Origin of the sequence: Veillonella sp. 27098_8_77, assembly GCF_041431535.1 — a bacterium.
Taxonomy (GTDB): domain Bacteria; phylum Bacillota; class Negativicutes; order Veillonellales; family Veillonellaceae; genus Veillonella.
The window spans coordinates 1-13,352 of record NZ_JAPVXW010000005.1; the positions used below are offsets into that span (position 1 = coordinate 1).

The window sequence follows — 13,352 nt, forward strand, 5'->3', positions numbered from 1 at the left end:
CTTCCTGAAGGTGTAGAAATGTGTATGCCTGGCGATAACGTAACAATGGAAATCGAATTGATTACTCCAATCGCTATCGAAGAAGGTCTTCGTTTCGCAATCCGCGAAGGTGGCCATACAGTAGGCGCTGGCGTTGTAACTGAAATCGAAGGTTAATTTAACCTTTTATGCTCATCGTAGTGATGCGTTGGGCACAATATCCACGACATGTAAGAGCGGCATGTTCTGCCGCTCTCGTGTTGTGTTTTTAAACTATGAAGTAGAAGGTTGCCTCTGCGGAGGAGAATTTCTATGGAGCAGTTCATTCACGAAATGGACGACAGGAGGAATTATTAATAATGGCTAAACAGCAAAAAATCCGTATTCGCCTTAAGGCATACGACCACAAAGCTCTCGATCAAAGCGCTGCTAAGATCGTAGACACTGCAAAAAGAAATGGCGCTATGGTATCTGGTCCGATTCCATTGCCAACAGAAAAGAATATCTTCACGATTCTTCGTTCCGTACACGTTAACAAAGATTCCCGTGAACAATTCGAAATGCGTACACATAAACGCTTGATTGATATTCTTGAACCAAATTCGAAAACAGTAGATGCTATCACTCGTTTAGATTTACCAGCTGGTGTATCTATTGAAATAAAACTATAAGGAGGTGCGATAATGTCTAAAGCTATTTTGGGTAAAAAATTAGGAATGACACAAGTCTTCACAGCTGAAGGCCAATTAGTTCCTGTAACAGTAGTGGAAACTACCCCAAGCGTTGTAGTGCGCGTTAAGACTGTTGAAACAGACGGTTATGAAGCAGTACAAATTGGTTACGGTTCCATTAAAGAAAAACATTTAACAAAACCTGTAAAAGGTCAGTTCGACAAAGCTGGCGTAGCTCCAGTTAAATATCTTCGCGAAGTTCGCGTTGACAATGCAGCTGACTACACAGTAGGCCAAACTCTGGCAGCTGATATCTTCGCAGAAGGTGAATTGGTGGACGTAGTAGGTACAGGTAAAGGTAAGGGTTTTGCTGGCACAATTAAACGCCATAATTTCTCCCGTGGTCCTGAAACTCATGGCTCCAAATCTCACCGTGAACCTGGTTCCATCGGTCCTATGATCTCCGGTGGCGGCGGTAAGGTATACAAAGGTAAAAAACTCCCTGGACAAATGGGTGGTTACAGAGTTACCGTACAACGCTTATCCGTTGTGAAAGTTGATGCTGAACGTAACCTTTTATTGGTTAAAGGTGGTATCCCAGGCGCTAAAGGTAGCTTGGTTATGGTTCGCAACACGGTTAAACCTGTTAAATAATCATTTGTCGAAAGGAGGATTATGTAATGCCTACAGTAGCAACATATAATCAATCCGGCGTTAAAGTCGGTGAAATACAGTTAAACGATGCAGTATTCGGCGTTGAAGTAAACGAAGCCGTTATGCATCAAGCCGTAGTTCGTCAATTGTCTAACGAACGTCTCGGCACTCATGCAACAAAAACTAGAGGTATGGTTCGTGGCGGTGGCCGCAAACCTTGGAAACAAAAAGGTACTGGTCGTGCACGTTCCGGTTCCAGCCGTTCCCCAATCTGGATTGGTGGCGGTACTACATTTGGTCCACAACCTCGCAGCTATTACAAAGCTATGCCTCGTAAGGCTAGACGTTTGGCAGTTAAATCTGCTCTTAGCGATAAGGTAAATAATAGCGAATTATACGTTTTGGAAGAAATCACATTAACAGCTCCTAAAACAAAAGAAGTATTGAATATTATCAATAGCTTCAATGTTGGCGATGCAAAAGTATTGTTCATCACTGAAGGTGATGTAAATGTTGAACGTTCCGCTCGCAACATCCAAGGTGTTAAAGCATTGGCTTGCGAAGGTATGAACATTTTCGATCTTCTTCATTACGATAAGCTCTTCATTACTAAAGGCGCTGTCGCAAAAATTGAGGAGGTACTTGGATAATGCAATTACATGATGTACTAATCCGTCCGGTTATTACCGAAAAATCCACAAAGCTTATGGAAGAAAACAAATACACGTTCCGCGTGCCTTTGACTGCAAATAAAGTGCAAATCCGTCAAGCTGTTGAAAAAATCTTCAATGTAAAAGTAGAAAAAGTAGCTACTATTCGCGTATTAGGCAAAACTAAACGCATGGGTCGTACACAAGGTAAACGTAGCGATTACAAAAAAGCTATCGTAACTTTAAAAGCTGGCGAATCCATTACATTATTTGAAGGTGTCTAAGAGTCTAGTTGTAAGGAGGCCCACTAATGGCAATTAAATCATTTAAACCGTACTCCGCTGGTCGCCGGTTTATGACAGTATCCGCCTTCGACGAAATCACAGCAAGCAAACCAGAAAAATCTTTGTTGGCTAAGATTTCCCAAAAAGGTGGTCGTAATAATACTGGTAAAATGACAGTTCGTCACCAAGGTGGCGGTCATAAACGTCAATACCGTATCATTGACTTCAAACGTACTAAAGATAATATCCCAGCTAAAGTAGCAACAATCGAGTATGATCCTAACCGTTCTTCTCGTATCGCTTTACTTAACTATGCTGATGGTGAAAAACGTTATATTTTAGCTCCTAACGGCTTAAAAGTTGGTGACGTTGTTTTCTCCGGTCCTGAATCCGATATTAAACCTGGTAACTGCTTACCATTGGCTAATATCCCAGACGGTACTCAAATCCACAACATCGAATTAAAAATTGGTAAAGGCGGTCAAATCGTTCGTTCCGCTGGTACATCCGCTCAATTGATGGGTAAAGATAATGGCTATGCTATTCTTCGTTTACCATCTGGCGAAATGCGTCGCGTACGTCAAGAATGCCGTGCAACAATTGGTGTTGTAGGTAACGCTGAACACAGTAACCTAGTAATTGGTAAAGCTGGTCGTCATCGTTGGATGGGCGTTCGTCCTGGTAACCGTGGTGTTGTAATGAACCCTTGTGACCATCCACATGGTGGTGGTGAAGGTAAATCTCCTGTTGGTCGTAAACATCCTGTTACACCTTGGGGCAAACCAGCACATGGTGTTAAAACTCGCGACAAGAAAAAAGCTTCTAACAGCTTGATCATTAAACGTCGTACAAAATAGGATAAAGGAAAGGAGATAAAATAGTGTCCAGATCTATTAAAAAAGGCCCTTTCGTAGCAGATCATTTGCTTAAGAAAGTTGATGCTTTAAACGAAACTAACGAAAAGAAAGTTGTAAAAACCTGGTCCCGTGCCTCTACTATTATCCCTAGTTTTGTAGGCCACACAATTGCTGTGCATGATGGTCGCAAACATGTACCTGTATTCATTACAGAAGATATGGTAGGTCATAAATTGGGTGAATTCGCTCCTACACGTACTTTCAAAGGTCACGGTAAGGACGAAAAATCTACAGGCAAATAATAGGAGGAATAATTAATGGAAGCAAAAGCAATCGCTAGACATATCCGAATCGCGCCTCGTAAAATCCGTATCGTTGCTGATTTAGTGCGCGGTAAAAACATCGGCGAGGCATTTGCCATCTTGAAGTTCACTCCGAAAGTTGGCGCTGATGTAGTCGAAAAAGTTATGCGTTCCGCAATCGCAAATGCAGAACACAATTTTGATATGAATGTGGATAACTTGTATGTATCCGAGATCTTCGTAGATCAAGGTCCTACATTGAAACGTATTCATCCTCGTTCCCGTGGACAAGCTTTCAAAATTTTGAAACGCACTAGCCACGTAACAGTAGTAGTTAAAGAAAGAGCTTAAGAAGGAGGGAAACAGAGTGGGTCAAAAAGTTAATCCACACGGTTTGCGTGTCGGTATCGTAAAAGATTGGGACGCAAAGTGGTATGCAGAAAAAGATTTCGCTGCTAATCTTCATGAAGACGTTAAAATTCGTAACTTCTTGAAAGAAACCCTTTTCATTGCTGGTATTTCCCGCATTGAAATCGAGCGTACAAATAAACGTATTAAATTGACTATCCACACTGCAAAACCAGGTATGGTTATCGGTCGTGGTGGTGCTGGTATCGAAGATATCAAAAAAGCAATGACTCGTTTCACTGATAAACAAGTTGACGTAAACATTGCAGAAATTAAACAAGCAGATATGGATGCAGTTCTTGTTGCAGAAAACATTGCTGGCCAATTGGAACGCCGTATCGGTTTCCGTCGTGCAATGAAACAAGCTGTTGGTCGTACAATGCGCTTAGGTGCAAAAGGTATCAAAATCATGGTAAGCGGTCGTCTTGGCGGCGCTGAAATCGCTCGTAGCGAATCCTACCGTGAAGGTTCCATTCCATTGCACACACTTCGTGCAAATATCGACTACGGTACTGCTGAAGCTCATACAACATATGGTTGTATCGGCATTAAAGTATGGATTTACAAAGGTGAAGTTTTGCCTGAAGCAAAACAACCTGCTAAGAAGGAAGAAGGTGGCAAGTAATGCTTATTCCAAAGCGTGTAAAACATCGTAAGCAATTCCGCGGCCGTATGAAAGGTCGTGCTATGCGCGGTAATACAGTGTCTCATGGTGAGTTCGGCTTGGTAGCATGCGAACCATCTTGGATCACTAACCGTCAAATCGAAGCTGCCCGTATTGCTATGACTCGTTATATCAAACGTGGCGGTCAAGTATGGATTAAAATATTCCCTGACAAACCTATCACAGCTAAACCAGCTGGTACTCGTATGGGTTCCGGTAAAGGTTCTCCTGAATACTGGGTAGCAGTAGTTAAACCAGGTCGTGTAATGTTTGAAATGGACGGCGTGCCAGAATCCGTAGCTCGTGAAGCTATGCGTCTTGCAAGCCATAAACTTCCAATCAAATGCAAATTTGTTGTTAAGGGTAAAGAATTGGGTGGTGACGTAAATGAAGGTTAATGACATTCGCAATATGAGCGCTGCCGAAATGGAACAAAAAGTTTCCGGTCTTAAGGAAGAGTTATTTAACCTCCGTTTTCAGCTTGCAACAGGTCAATTAGAGAATCCTATGCGCATTCGTGAAGTTAAGAAGACAATCGCTCGTATTAAAACTGTACAACGTGAAGTTGAACTTAAATCTGAAAACGCATAATGACAGATTTGTTAAAGTTTGAAAAGGAGGCTTAAAATCGTGGCAGAAGAAAGAAACGTACGTAAAGTCCGCGTAGGTAAAGTTGTTAGCAACAAAATGGACAAAACTGTTGTCGTTGCTGTAGAACGTAAAGTACCTCACGCATTATATAATAAGCCAATGGTTAGCAATAAACGCTTCAAAGCACATGATGAAAATAATGAATGCTTAATTGGCGATACAGTTAAAATTGTAGAAACTCGTCCACTTTCTAAAGATAAATGTTGGAGAGTTGTTGAAATTCTTGAAAGACAAAAATAAGAGTGATGTAAGGAGGAATAGACGATGATCCAGCAACAAACAATTTTGAATGTTGCCGACAACACTGGTGCAAAACGTATTATGTGCATCCAAGTCATGGGCGGTTCTTATCGCAAATTCGGCAATATCGGTGACGTAATCGTTGCTTCTGTAAAAGATGCATCACCCGGTGGCGTTGTCAAGAAAGGCGACGTAGTCAAAGCTGTTATTGTTCGTTCTAAAAAAGGTATCCGTCGTCAAGACGGTTCCTATATCCGTTTTGATGAAAACGCAGCAGTAGTTATTAAAGAAGATAAAACCCCTCGTGGTACTCGTATCTTCGGACCTGTAGCTAGAGAACTTCGTGAAAAAGACTTCATGAAAATTGTTTCCTTAGCTCCAGAAGTATTATAAGAAGGAGGAACGCAGCATATGGCTAAATTACAAATCAAAAAAGGCGATACAGTTGTTGTTATCTCCGGTAAAGATAAAGGTAAGCAAGGTACAGTTATCGCAACTGCTCCTAAAAAAGAACGCGTATTTGTTGAAGGCGTTAACACTGTAAAACGTCACACAAAACCTTCTCAAGCTAACCCACAAGGTGGTATCGTTACTAAAGAAGCTGGTATCCATGTTTCCAATGTAATGATTGTTGACCCAGAAACTAAAACAGCTACTCGTATCAAAAAAGTTGAAGGTAAAGACGGTAAATTCGTTCGTGCAACTGTTAAATCCGGTACAGTACTTAAATAATCAGGAAAGGAGGAGCTACATAAATGTCTCGTTTATTTGAACAATACAACTCTGAAATTAAAAAGAGTATGCAAGAAAAATTCCAATACGGCAACGTAATGGAAATTCCTAAATTGGAAAAAATCGTTATCAACATCGGCGTTGGCGATGCTGTAGGCAATGCAAAAGCTTTGGAATCTGCAGTTAATGACTTAACAATTATCGCTGGTCAAAAACCTGTAATCACAAAAGCTAAAAAATCCATTGCGAACTTTAAAGTTCGTGAAGGCATGGCGTTGGGTACAAAAGTTACTCTTCGCGGCGAACGCATGTATGAATTCCTTGATAAATTGATCAATGCGGCATTACCTCGTGTACGTGACTTCCGCGGTATCAGCGCAACTGCATTTGATGGCCGTGGTAACTACGCTTTGGGTCTTAAAGAACAGCTCATCTTCCCTGAAATCGAATATGATCAGGTAGAACGCGTTACTGGTATGGATATTATCGTAGTAACAAGTGCTAAAACAGATGAAGAAGCTCGTGAATTGTTGACTCAATTCGGTATGCCTTTTGAAAAATAATAGGAGGAACATATAGATGGCTAAAAAATCTATGATTGAACGCGAAAAGAAACGCGCTAAAATCGTTGAAAAATATGCAGCTAAACGTGCGGCACTAAAAGCAGCAGGTGATTATGAAGGCTTGTCCAAATTACCAGCTAATGCATCCCCAACACGTTTGCACAATCGTTGCAACTTAACTGGTCGTCCTCACGGCTATATGCGTAAATTCGGTATCAGCCGTATTGCGTTCCGTGAATTGGCGTACAAAGGACAAATTCCTGGTGTTAAAAAAGCCAGCTGGTAATATTAGACGAGAGGAGGTTTTTAGATTATGGTAATGACCGATCCTATCGCGGATATGCTTACGCGCATCCGTAATGCAAATGCTGCACTTCATGAAACGGTAAACATTCCTGCATCTAGAATGAAAGCAGCAGTTCTTGATATCCTTTTACAAGAGGGTTTCGTAAAGAACGTTGAAAAAGAAGACAACACTTTAAAAGTAACTTTGAAATATGGTTCCAATAACGAAAAAGTTATTACAGGAATTAAACGTATTTCCAAACCTGGTTTACGTGTTTACGCGAAAAAGGAAGAACTTCCTCGTGTACTTGGTGGTTTGGGTATCGCAGTTATTTCTACATCCAAAGGCGTTATGAGCGACAAACAAGCTCGTAAAGAAGGTCTTGGTGGCGAAGTAATCGCATACGTTTGGTAATAGTAGCAATAGGAGGTAGAAATAATGTCACGTATCGGTAGAATGCCTATCGAGATTCCTGCAGGCGTTACTGTTACATATGATAACCATCATATGAACGTTAAAGGTCCTAAAGGTGAATTATCTCGCGATTTGCATCCAGATATGATTATCACTGTAGAAGGTAACACAATCACAGTAGATCGTCCTTCCGAAGACAAAGCTCATCGTGCCCTTCACGGTTTGACTCGCGCTCTTGTTGCTAATATGGTAACAGGCGTAACAGAAGGATTTACAAAAACTCTTGAAATCAACGGTGTTGGTTACAGAGCGGCTAAACAAGGCAATAAATTGGCTCTTACACTTGGCTTCTCTCACCCAGTAGAGATGGAAGCTCCAGCTGGTATTACAATTGAAGTTCCAGCTCCTAACAAAATCGTTGTGTCTGGTGCAGACAAAGAAGTTGTAGGTGCAGTAGCAGCTGATATCCGTAAATGGAGAAAACCTGAACCTTACAAAGGTAAAGGTATCCGCTATGAAGGCGAAGTTGTTCGTCGTAAAGCTGGTAAAGCTGGTGCAAAAGGTAAATAGTAATATCATCTATATAAATGAAAGGAGTGAATATCTTGCCTCGTAAATCTAGTAGAAACATCGCTCGAGCAAAACGTCATCTTCGTATTCGCCGCCACATTTCTGGTACGGCAACTTGCCCACGTTTAAACGTATATCGCAGCTTGAGCAACATTTACGCTCAAGTTATCGATGACGTAGCAGGTACAACTTTAGTAGCTGCTAGCTCTTTAGATAAAGATTTAAATTTATCCTATGGTGGTAACATTGCCGCTGCTAAAGCTGTTGGTGAAGCAGTTGCTAAAAAAGCTATCGCTAAAGGTATTGATACTGTAGTGTTTGACCGTGGTGGTTATATTTATCATGGTCGCGTAGCAGCACTTGCAGAAGGTGCTCGTGAAGCAGGCTTAAAATTCTAAGAAGGAGGAACTATAGACATGGCGAGAATTGACTACACCAGTCTTGATCTTAAAGAAAGAGTAGTATTTATCAACCGCGTAGCCAAAGTAGTTAAAGGCGGTCGTCGTTTTTCCTTCAGCGCACTTGTAGTTGTTGGTGATGGCAACGGTTATGTAGGCGTTGGCTTAGGTAAAGCTGCGGAAGTACCTGAAGCTATCCGCAAAGGTATCGATGATGCTAAGAAAAATATCGTAAACGTAGCAATTAAAAATGGTACAATCCCTCACACTGTAACAGGTGTATTCGGCGCAGGCCGCGTATTCTTGAAACCAGCTGCTGAAGGTACTGGCGTTATCGCTGGTGGCCCTGTTCGTGCCGTATTGGAATTAGTTGGTGTTCGTAACATCTTGACTAAATCTTTGGGCTCTTCTAACCCTAACAATATGGTTCGTGCTACTATTGAAGGTTTGAAAAATTTGAAACGTGCTAGCGAAGTTGCTGAACTTCGTGGTAAATCCGTTGAAGAAATCTATAACGCGTAATAAGGAGACAAGAAATGGCACAAGTTAAAGTAACATTAACAAGAAGCTTAATCGGTCGTCCTGAAGATCAACGCGCGACAGTTAAAGCTTTGGGCTTGAAAAAAACTAATTCTCAAGTCGTAAAAGAAGTAACACCTCAAATTCAAGGTATGCTTCACAAAGTTAGACATTTAGTAAAAGTTGAAGAAGTTTAATACTGATAAGGAGGTGCACTGAATGAAACTTCATGAATTACAACCAGCTGCTGGTTCCAAAAAGACTCGTACTCGTGTAGGCCGTGGTTTAGGTTCTGGCTTGGGTAAAACATCTGGTCGTGGTCAAAAAGGTCAAAACTCCCGTTCCGGCGGTGGCGTTCGCTCTGGTTTTGAAGGCGGCCAAATGCCTCTTTATCGTCGTTTACCAAAACGTGGTTTTAACAACGTTTTTGCTAAACAATATGCTGAAGTTAACGTAGAACAATTGAACCGTTTTGAAGACGGTGCAACAGTTGATCCAGTAGCTCTTATTAAAGCTGGTATTTTGAAAAACGTACGCGATGGTATCCGCATCTTAGGTAATGGTTCTTTGGAATCTAAAAACCTTACTGTTATCGCTAACGGCTTCACTAAATCTGCTGAAGAAAAAATCACAGCAGCAGGCGGAAAAGTAGAGGTGATCTAGTTTGCTAGATAGCCTCTCGAACATCTTTAAGATTACCGAGTTGCGTAATAAGATTTTATATACGTTGATGATGTTTGCCGTGTTTAGAGCCGGCATTCACATCCCTGTACCAGGTGTAGATGCATCTGTAATTGAATCCTTGTTTACATCCGGTAACCTATTCGGTCTATTAGACTTGTTTGCTGGTGGTGCGCTAAGTAAGTTCTCTATCTTTGCAATGAGTATTACACCTTACATTAATGCTTCCATCATCATGCAACTACTTCAAGCTGTAGTTCCACAGTTTGAAGCGTGGAGTAAAGATGGTGAAGAGGGCCGTAAAAAAATTGCGAAGGTGACTCGTTATGGTACGGTTGTTTTAGGTTTTGTTCAAGCCTTTGGCATGGCATTTGCACTACGTGCGAATTCCGCTCTCGTAAATAATGATATCCTTAGTGTATTTGTTGTCGCAATCATCCTTACTGCAGGCACTTGCCTATTGATGTGGGTTGGCGAACAAATCACAGCATATGGCGTTGGTAATGGTATTTCCCTAATTATCTTTGCTGGTATCGTAGCTCGATTACCAGATGGACTTCAAACCATTTACCAATATATACAAACCGGAACAATCAATATGTTCCAAGCATTCTTATTTGCTGTAATCGCTATTGCAATGATTGCTGTTGTAGTAGCTGTTACACAAGGCCAACGTCGCATTCCGATTCAATATGCAAAACGCGTAGTAGGTCGTAAAATGTACGGAGGTCACTCTACATTCTTGCCGTTGAAAGTCAATCAGGCAGGTGTAATTCCAATTATCTTTGCGTCATCTGTGTTGATGTTCCCTGTAACAATTGCACAATTTATCGACAATGATTTTGTTCATAAATTGGCTGATCTATTCACATGGGGAACGCCGTTACAAACGGCATTGTATGCAATATTGATTTTTATCTTTACGTATTTCTATACTGCAATCTCTATCAACATTACAGATATGGCAGATAATATGAAAAAATACGGTGGTTTTATCCCTGGTATTCGTGCGGGTAAACCTACTGCCGATTATGTGGATAACGTGATGACCAAGATTACATTGGCTGGTGCTGTATTCTTAGCTATCGTCGCTATCATACCGAATTTCCTCGGTACGATTACTGGCGTGCAAGGCGTATACTTTGGTGGTACAGCTCTCTTGATCGTTGTAGGTGTAGCACTTGATACAATGCAACAAATTGAGTCACTTATGGTAACACGCCACTATAAGGGCTTTGTAAAATAGGAGGGAAACAGAATGTATATTTTATTAATGGGACCTCCTGGTGCTGGTAAAGGCACACAGGCAGCTCGACTTATTGAAAAATACGGTATTCCCCAAATTTCAACAGGTGATATGTTCCGCGCTGCGATTAAGAACGAAACACCTCTTGGAGTTGAGGCTAAGAAATATATCGATGCCGGTCAATTGGTACCTGACAGTGTAACTGTTGGTATCGTACGTGATCGCTTGGTTAAAGATGACTGCAAATCTGGATTTATTCTTGATGGATTCCCAAGAACTACAGCGCAAGCTGTGTCCTTGGATGCAATCCTTAAGGAATTAGGAATTTCTTTGGACGCTGTGCTTAACTTAAATGTTCCTTCCGAGGAACTTGTTAAACGTATTAGCGAACGAGCAGTTCTTGAAAATCGTGCTGATGATAACCCTGAAACAGTACAGAAACGTCTAGCTGTGTACGAAGAATCTACTAAACCATTAATTGACTACTATCGCAACAGCGGTTTGTATCAAGAAATCAATGGTTTACAAGATGTAGACGCAGTATTTGCTGACATCATTAAGGCGTTGGAGAAATAATCTATGATTATTTTAAAATCTGCCCATGAAATTGAATGTATCCGCAAGGCAAGCAAGCTTACAGCAGACACGTTGTCCTTGTTAGTAGAAAAGGCTAAACCTGGCATCACGACGCTTGAGTTAGATACAATTGCCGAAGAATATATTCGCAGCCACGGTGGTATACCAAGTTGTAAAGGGTACTATGGGTTCCCTGCTACAATCTGTGCTTCTATCAATGAAGAAGTTGTTCATGGTATTCCGAGCGCTAAGCGTAAGCTTAAAAATGGTGATGTCATCAGTATTGATCTTGTAGCATCAATCGATGGCTATCACGGCGATTCGGCTGTGACGATTCCTATCGGTCACGTCAAACCGGATGTGATGAAATTGTTAAAAGTTACAGAGGAAAGTCTGTTCAAGGGAATCGAACAAGTGAAAGTTGGTAATCATATCGGTGCCATCGGTCACGCTGTTCAAACGTATTGTGAGAAACATGGTTACGGTGTCGTTCGCGACTTCGTTGGTCATGGTTTAGGCCGAGAAATGCATGAAGATCCACAAATTCCAAACTATGGTAGTCCGGAACATGGTCCGATTATGAAACCTGGTATGGTATTGTGTATTGAACCGATGATTACAATGGGTTCTTATAAAGTTCGTGTATTAGGTGATGACTGGACGGCAGTTACCATTGATGGTAAACCGGCTGCTCATTTCGAACATACAGTGGTTGTTACAGAAAACGGCCCTGAAATATTAACCATGCGTGAAGAACCGCGGTTAATTAAATAAACAGGTAACCGGAGGAAAAAATATGTCAAAAGAAGACGTTATTGAGGTGGAAGGTACGGTAGTAGAAGCGTTACCGAATGCTATGTTCCAAGTAGAGTTGGAAAATGGTCATGTGGTATTAGCTCACGTGTCAGGTAAAATGCGTATGAATTTTATCCGTATTCTTCCTGGTGATAAAGTTACTATGGAACTGACACCATATGACTTAAATCGTGGTCGCATCACCTATCGCTTTAAATAAGCATAGGGTCCACAAAGGAGGTACTAATGAAGGTTCAACCATCAGTTAAAAAGATATGCGAAAAATGTAAAATCATTAAACGTAAAGGCCGTGTAATGGTTATTTGCGAAAATCCAAAACATAAACAAAAACAAGGATAATCTGATAGGAGGTGGAGATTTAAATGGCACGTATCGCCGGTGTAGATTTACCTCGTGATAAACGAGTGGAAATTGGTTTAACTTATATTTATGGTATTGGTCCTACTTTGGCAGACGAAATTCTTGCTAAAACTGGTATCAATCCTGACACACGTGTTCGCGATCTTTCTGAAGATGAAGTAGCGAAAATTCGTGAAGTGTTAGATGCTGATTATAAAGTAGAAGGTGACCTTCGTCGTGAAGAAGCACTTAACATTAAACGCTTGATTGAAATCAACTCCTATCGAGGCAAACGTCATCGTATGGGTTTACCACTTCGTGGTCAACGTACTAAAACGAATGCACGTACTCGCAAAGGTCCTAGAAAAGCAATTGCTGGTAAAAAGAAATAAGATAAAGGAGGGATAAAGCGTGGCTAAAAAAGTTGTTAGAACTAAAAGAAAAGAAAAGAAACATATTGAATCCGGTGCGGCTCATATTCGTTCTACATTCAATAACACTATCGTAACTTTGACAGATACAAACGGTAATGCGTTGTCTTGGGCTTCCGCTGGTGGCTTGGGCTTCCGTGGTTCCCGTAAATCCACTCCATTCGCTGCTCAAATGGCTGCTGAACAAGCTGCTAAAGCTGCAATGGAACATGGTCTTCGCACTGTTGAAGTATTTGTAAAAGGTCCTGGATCCGGCCGTGAAGCTGCAATCCGTGCTTTACAAGCTGCAGGTCTTGAAGTTACTTCCATTAAAGACGTAACTCCAATTCCTCACAATGGTTGTCGCCCTCCAAAACGCCGTCGTGTATAATATATAGACGGCCGTTTTGACGGCCGTGCTATAATTAAACTAAGAACGTGT

At 41.3% G+C, this 13,352-nt stretch carries 28 protein-coding genes and 1 pseudogene; all 29 read left to right on the forward strand.

Annotation, left to right across the window (positions count from 1 at the left end):
• Positions 1-156: pseudogene (gene tuf / locus O3617_RS04090) on the forward strand (elongation factor Tu); the annotation flags it as partial.
• 182 nt (positions 157-338) lie between these two features.
• Complete coding sequence (gene rpsJ, locus O3617_RS04095; protein WP_004695100.1) at positions 339-650, forward strand: 30S ribosomal protein S10; 312 nt, start codon at positions 339-341, stop codon at positions 648-650.
• Positions 651-662: 12 nt separating this feature from the next.
• The gene (gene rplC, locus O3617_RS04100) at positions 663-1,304 is read left to right on the forward strand and encodes a 50S ribosomal protein L3 (RefSeq protein ID WP_059364064.1); all 642 of its coding nucleotides are present in this window, start codon (positions 663-665) and stop codon (positions 1,302-1,304) included.
• 26 nt (positions 1,305-1,330) lie between these two features.
• A complete protein-coding gene (gene rplD, locus O3617_RS04105) occupies positions 1,331-1,954 on the forward strand; it encodes a 50S ribosomal protein L4 (protein ID WP_371448831.1) in 624 nt (207 codons plus the stop codon).
• On the forward strand, positions 1,954-2,238 hold the full coding sequence (gene rplW, locus O3617_RS04110) for a 50S ribosomal protein L23 (protein ID WP_005376990.1): 285 nt from the start codon (positions 1,954-1,956) through the stop codon (positions 2,236-2,238). The genes rplD and rplW overlap by 1 nt, the downstream gene beginning before the upstream one ends.
• A gap of 26 nt (positions 2,239-2,264) precedes the next feature.
• Positions 2,265-3,095 carry a 50S ribosomal protein L2 gene (rplB, locus tag O3617_RS04115; protein WP_105083567.1) on the forward strand — a complete coding sequence of 277 codons (831 nt, stop codon included), beginning with the start codon at positions 2,265-2,267 and terminating at the stop codon, positions 3,093-3,095.
• Positions 3,096-3,118: 23 nt separating this feature from the next.
• Positions 3,119-3,397 (forward strand): 30S ribosomal protein S19, encoded by a 279-nt coding sequence (rpsS, locus tag O3617_RS04120; protein ID WP_302942480.1) that lies wholly within the window; start codon positions 3,119-3,121, stop codon positions 3,395-3,397.
• A gap of 15 nt (positions 3,398-3,412) precedes the next feature.
• Positions 3,413-3,748 carry a 50S ribosomal protein L22 gene (gene rplV, locus O3617_RS04125; RefSeq protein WP_004695112.1) on the forward strand — a complete coding sequence of 112 codons (336 nt, stop codon included), beginning with the start codon at positions 3,413-3,415 and terminating at the stop codon, positions 3,746-3,748.
• A 16-nt stretch (positions 3,749-3,764) separates the two neighbouring features.
• A complete protein-coding gene (rpsC, locus tag O3617_RS04130; RefSeq protein WP_005377155.1) occupies positions 3,765-4,430 on the forward strand; it encodes a 30S ribosomal protein S3 in 666 nt (221 codons plus the stop codon).
• Positions 4,430-4,867, forward strand: coding sequence for a 50S ribosomal protein L16 (gene rplP, locus O3617_RS04135; RefSeq protein WP_105083566.1), 438 nt, complete (start codon positions 4,430-4,432; stop codon positions 4,865-4,867). The genes rpsC and rplP overlap by 1 nt, the downstream gene beginning before the upstream one ends.
• The gene (gene rpmC / locus O3617_RS04140; protein WP_004695115.1) at positions 4,857-5,060 is read left to right on the forward strand and encodes a 50S ribosomal protein L29; all 204 of its coding nucleotides are present in this window, start codon (positions 4,857-4,859) and stop codon (positions 5,058-5,060) included. The genes rplP and rpmC overlap by 11 nt, the downstream gene beginning before the upstream one ends.
• A 39-nt stretch (positions 5,061-5,099) precedes the next feature.
• Positions 5,100-5,360, forward strand: coding sequence for a 30S ribosomal protein S17 (rpsQ, locus tag O3617_RS04145; RefSeq protein ID WP_301833636.1), 261 nt, complete (start codon positions 5,100-5,102; stop codon positions 5,358-5,360).
• A gap of 24 nt (positions 5,361-5,384) precedes the next feature.
• Entirely contained in the window at positions 5,385-5,753 is a 369-nt protein-coding gene (rplN, locus tag O3617_RS04150) for a 50S ribosomal protein L14 (protein WP_005376994.1), read from the forward strand.
• Positions 5,754-5,771: 18 nt separating this feature from the next.
• A complete protein-coding gene (gene rplX, locus O3617_RS04155; protein ID WP_316056435.1) occupies positions 5,772-6,092 on the forward strand; it encodes a 50S ribosomal protein L24 in 321 nt (106 codons plus the stop codon).
• A gap of 23 nt (positions 6,093-6,115) precedes the next feature.
• The gene (gene rplE / locus O3617_RS04160) at positions 6,116-6,655 is read left to right on the forward strand and encodes a 50S ribosomal protein L5 (protein WP_316056436.1); all 540 of its coding nucleotides are present in this window, start codon (positions 6,116-6,118) and stop codon (positions 6,653-6,655) included.
• A 16-nt stretch (positions 6,656-6,671) separates the two neighbouring features.
• A complete protein-coding gene (gene rpsN / locus O3617_RS04165; RefSeq protein WP_005377140.1) occupies positions 6,672-6,941 on the forward strand; it encodes a 30S ribosomal protein S14 in 270 nt (89 codons plus the stop codon).
• Between the two features lie 27 nt (positions 6,942-6,968).
• A complete protein-coding gene (gene rpsH, locus O3617_RS04170) occupies positions 6,969-7,355 on the forward strand; it encodes a 30S ribosomal protein S8 (RefSeq protein WP_316057702.1) in 387 nt (128 codons plus the stop codon).
• Positions 7,356-7,379: 24 nt separating this feature from the next.
• Positions 7,380-7,925, forward strand: coding sequence for a 50S ribosomal protein L6 (rplF, locus tag O3617_RS04175; protein ID WP_316057700.1), 546 nt, complete (start codon positions 7,380-7,382; stop codon positions 7,923-7,925).
• 17 nt (positions 7,926-7,942) lie between these two features.
• Positions 7,943-8,323, forward strand: coding sequence for a 50S ribosomal protein L18 (rplR, locus tag O3617_RS04180; RefSeq protein ID WP_005382771.1), 381 nt, complete (start codon positions 7,943-7,945; stop codon positions 8,321-8,323).
• Positions 8,324-8,341: 18 nt separating this feature from the next.
• On the forward strand, positions 8,342-8,845 hold the full coding sequence (rpsE, locus tag O3617_RS04185; protein WP_371448835.1) for a 30S ribosomal protein S5: 504 nt from the start codon (positions 8,342-8,344) through the stop codon (positions 8,843-8,845).
• Between the two features lie 14 nt (positions 8,846-8,859).
• Positions 8,860-9,039: a 50S ribosomal protein L30 gene (rpmD, locus tag O3617_RS04190; RefSeq protein WP_005377126.1), complete on the forward strand. Its 180-nt coding sequence runs from the start codon at positions 8,860-8,862 to the stop codon at positions 9,037-9,039.
• A gap of 22 nt (positions 9,040-9,061) precedes the next feature.
• The gene (gene rplO / locus O3617_RS04195) at positions 9,062-9,505 is read left to right on the forward strand and encodes a 50S ribosomal protein L15 (protein ID WP_371448836.1); all 444 of its coding nucleotides are present in this window, start codon (positions 9,062-9,064) and stop codon (positions 9,503-9,505) included.
• Between the two features lies 1 nt (position 9,506).
• Positions 9,507-10,769 carry a preprotein translocase subunit SecY gene (gene secY, locus O3617_RS04200; protein WP_371448838.1) on the forward strand — a complete coding sequence of 421 codons (1,263 nt, stop codon included), beginning with the start codon at positions 9,507-9,509 and terminating at the stop codon, positions 10,767-10,769.
• A 12-nt stretch (positions 10,770-10,781) separates the two neighbouring features.
• Positions 10,782-11,345 carry an adenylate kinase gene (locus tag O3617_RS04205; protein ID WP_004695145.1) on the forward strand — a complete coding sequence of 188 codons (564 nt, stop codon included), beginning with the start codon at positions 10,782-10,784 and terminating at the stop codon, positions 11,343-11,345.
• A gap of 3 nt (positions 11,346-11,348) precedes the next feature.
• Positions 11,349-12,119 carry a type I methionyl aminopeptidase gene (gene map, locus O3617_RS04210; protein WP_371448840.1) on the forward strand — a complete coding sequence of 257 codons (771 nt, stop codon included), beginning with the start codon at positions 11,349-11,351 and terminating at the stop codon, positions 12,117-12,119.
• A gap of 22 nt (positions 12,120-12,141) precedes the next feature.
• Positions 12,142-12,360: a translation initiation factor IF-1 gene (gene infA, locus O3617_RS04215; RefSeq protein ID WP_005377071.1), complete on the forward strand. Its 219-nt coding sequence runs from the start codon at positions 12,142-12,144 to the stop codon at positions 12,358-12,360.
• 26 nt (positions 12,361-12,386) lie between these two features.
• Positions 12,387-12,500, forward strand: coding sequence for a 50S ribosomal protein L36 (rpmJ, locus tag O3617_RS04220; protein WP_004695148.1), 114 nt, complete (start codon positions 12,387-12,389; stop codon positions 12,498-12,500).
• Positions 12,501-12,523: 23 nt separating this feature from the next.
• Entirely contained in the window at positions 12,524-12,892 is a 369-nt protein-coding gene (rpsM, locus tag O3617_RS04225) for a 30S ribosomal protein S13 (protein WP_005377185.1), read from the forward strand.
• 19 nt (positions 12,893-12,911) lie between these two features.
• A complete protein-coding gene (rpsK, locus tag O3617_RS04230; protein WP_004695151.1) occupies positions 12,912-13,301 on the forward strand; it encodes a 30S ribosomal protein S11 in 390 nt (129 codons plus the stop codon).
• Positions 13,302-13,352 lie beyond the last annotated feature (51 nt).

Excerpts from the sequence above, each read along its gene's own strand:
- rpsJ (WP_004695100.1), top strand. The coding sequence starts at position 339 with ATGGCTAAACAGCAAAAAATCCGTATTCGCCTTAAGGCATACGACCAC.
- rplC (WP_059364064.1), top strand. The coding sequence starts at position 663 with ATGTCTAAAGCTATTTTGGGTAAAAAATTAGGAATGACACAAGTCTTC.
- rplD (WP_371448831.1), top strand. The coding sequence starts at position 1,331 with ATGCCTACAGTAGCAACATATAATCAATCCGGCGTTAAAGTCGGTGAA.
- rplW (WP_005376990.1), top strand. The coding sequence starts at position 1,954 with ATGCAATTACATGATGTACTAATCCGTCCGGTTATTACCGAAAAATCC.
- rplB (WP_105083567.1), top strand. The coding sequence starts at position 2,265 with ATGGCAATTAAATCATTTAAACCGTACTCCGCTGGTCGCCGGTTTATG.
- rplV (WP_004695112.1), top strand. The coding sequence starts at position 3,413 with ATGGAAGCAAAAGCAATCGCTAGACATATCCGAATCGCGCCTCGTAAA.
- rplP (WP_105083566.1), top strand. The coding sequence starts at position 4,430 with ATGCTTATTCCAAAGCGTGTAAAACATCGTAAGCAATTCCGCGGCCGT.
- rpmC (WP_004695115.1), top strand. The coding sequence starts at position 4,857 with ATGAAGGTTAATGACATTCGCAATATGAGCGCTGCCGAAATGGAACAA.
- rplN (WP_005376994.1), top strand. The coding sequence starts at position 5,385 with ATGATCCAGCAACAAACAATTTTGAATGTTGCCGACAACACTGGTGCA.
- rplX (WP_316056435.1), top strand. The coding sequence starts at position 5,772 with ATGGCTAAATTACAAATCAAAAAAGGCGATACAGTTGTTGTTATCTCC.
- rplE (WP_316056436.1), top strand. The coding sequence starts at position 6,116 with ATGTCTCGTTTATTTGAACAATACAACTCTGAAATTAAAAAGAGTATG.
- rpsN (WP_005377140.1), top strand. The coding sequence starts at position 6,672 with ATGGCTAAAAAATCTATGATTGAACGCGAAAAGAAACGCGCTAAAATC.
- rpsH (WP_316057702.1), top strand. The coding sequence starts at position 6,969 with ATGGTAATGACCGATCCTATCGCGGATATGCTTACGCGCATCCGTAAT.
- rplF (WP_316057700.1), top strand. The coding sequence starts at position 7,380 with ATGTCACGTATCGGTAGAATGCCTATCGAGATTCCTGCAGGCGTTACT.
- rplR (WP_005382771.1), top strand. The coding sequence starts at position 7,943 with ATGAAAGGAGTGAATATCTTGCCTCGTAAATCTAGTAGAAACATCGCT.
- rpsE (WP_371448835.1), top strand. The coding sequence starts at position 8,342 with ATGGCGAGAATTGACTACACCAGTCTTGATCTTAAAGAAAGAGTAGTA.
- rpmD (WP_005377126.1), top strand. The coding sequence starts at position 8,860 with ATGGCACAAGTTAAAGTAACATTAACAAGAAGCTTAATCGGTCGTCCT.
- rplO (WP_371448836.1), top strand. The coding sequence starts at position 9,062 with ATGAAACTTCATGAATTACAACCAGCTGCTGGTTCCAAAAAGACTCGT.
- O3617_RS04205 (WP_004695145.1), top strand. The coding sequence starts at position 10,782 with ATGTATATTTTATTAATGGGACCTCCTGGTGCTGGTAAAGGCACACAG.
- map (WP_371448840.1), top strand. The coding sequence starts at position 11,349 with ATGATTATTTTAAAATCTGCCCATGAAATTGAATGTATCCGCAAGGCA.
- infA (WP_005377071.1), top strand. The coding sequence starts at position 12,142 with ATGTCAAAAGAAGACGTTATTGAGGTGGAAGGTACGGTAGTAGAAGCG.
- rpmJ (WP_004695148.1), top strand. The coding sequence starts at position 12,387 with ATGAAGGTTCAACCATCAGTTAAAAAGATATGCGAAAAATGTAAAATC.
- rpsM (WP_005377185.1), top strand. The coding sequence starts at position 12,524 with ATGGCACGTATCGCCGGTGTAGATTTACCTCGTGATAAACGAGTGGAA.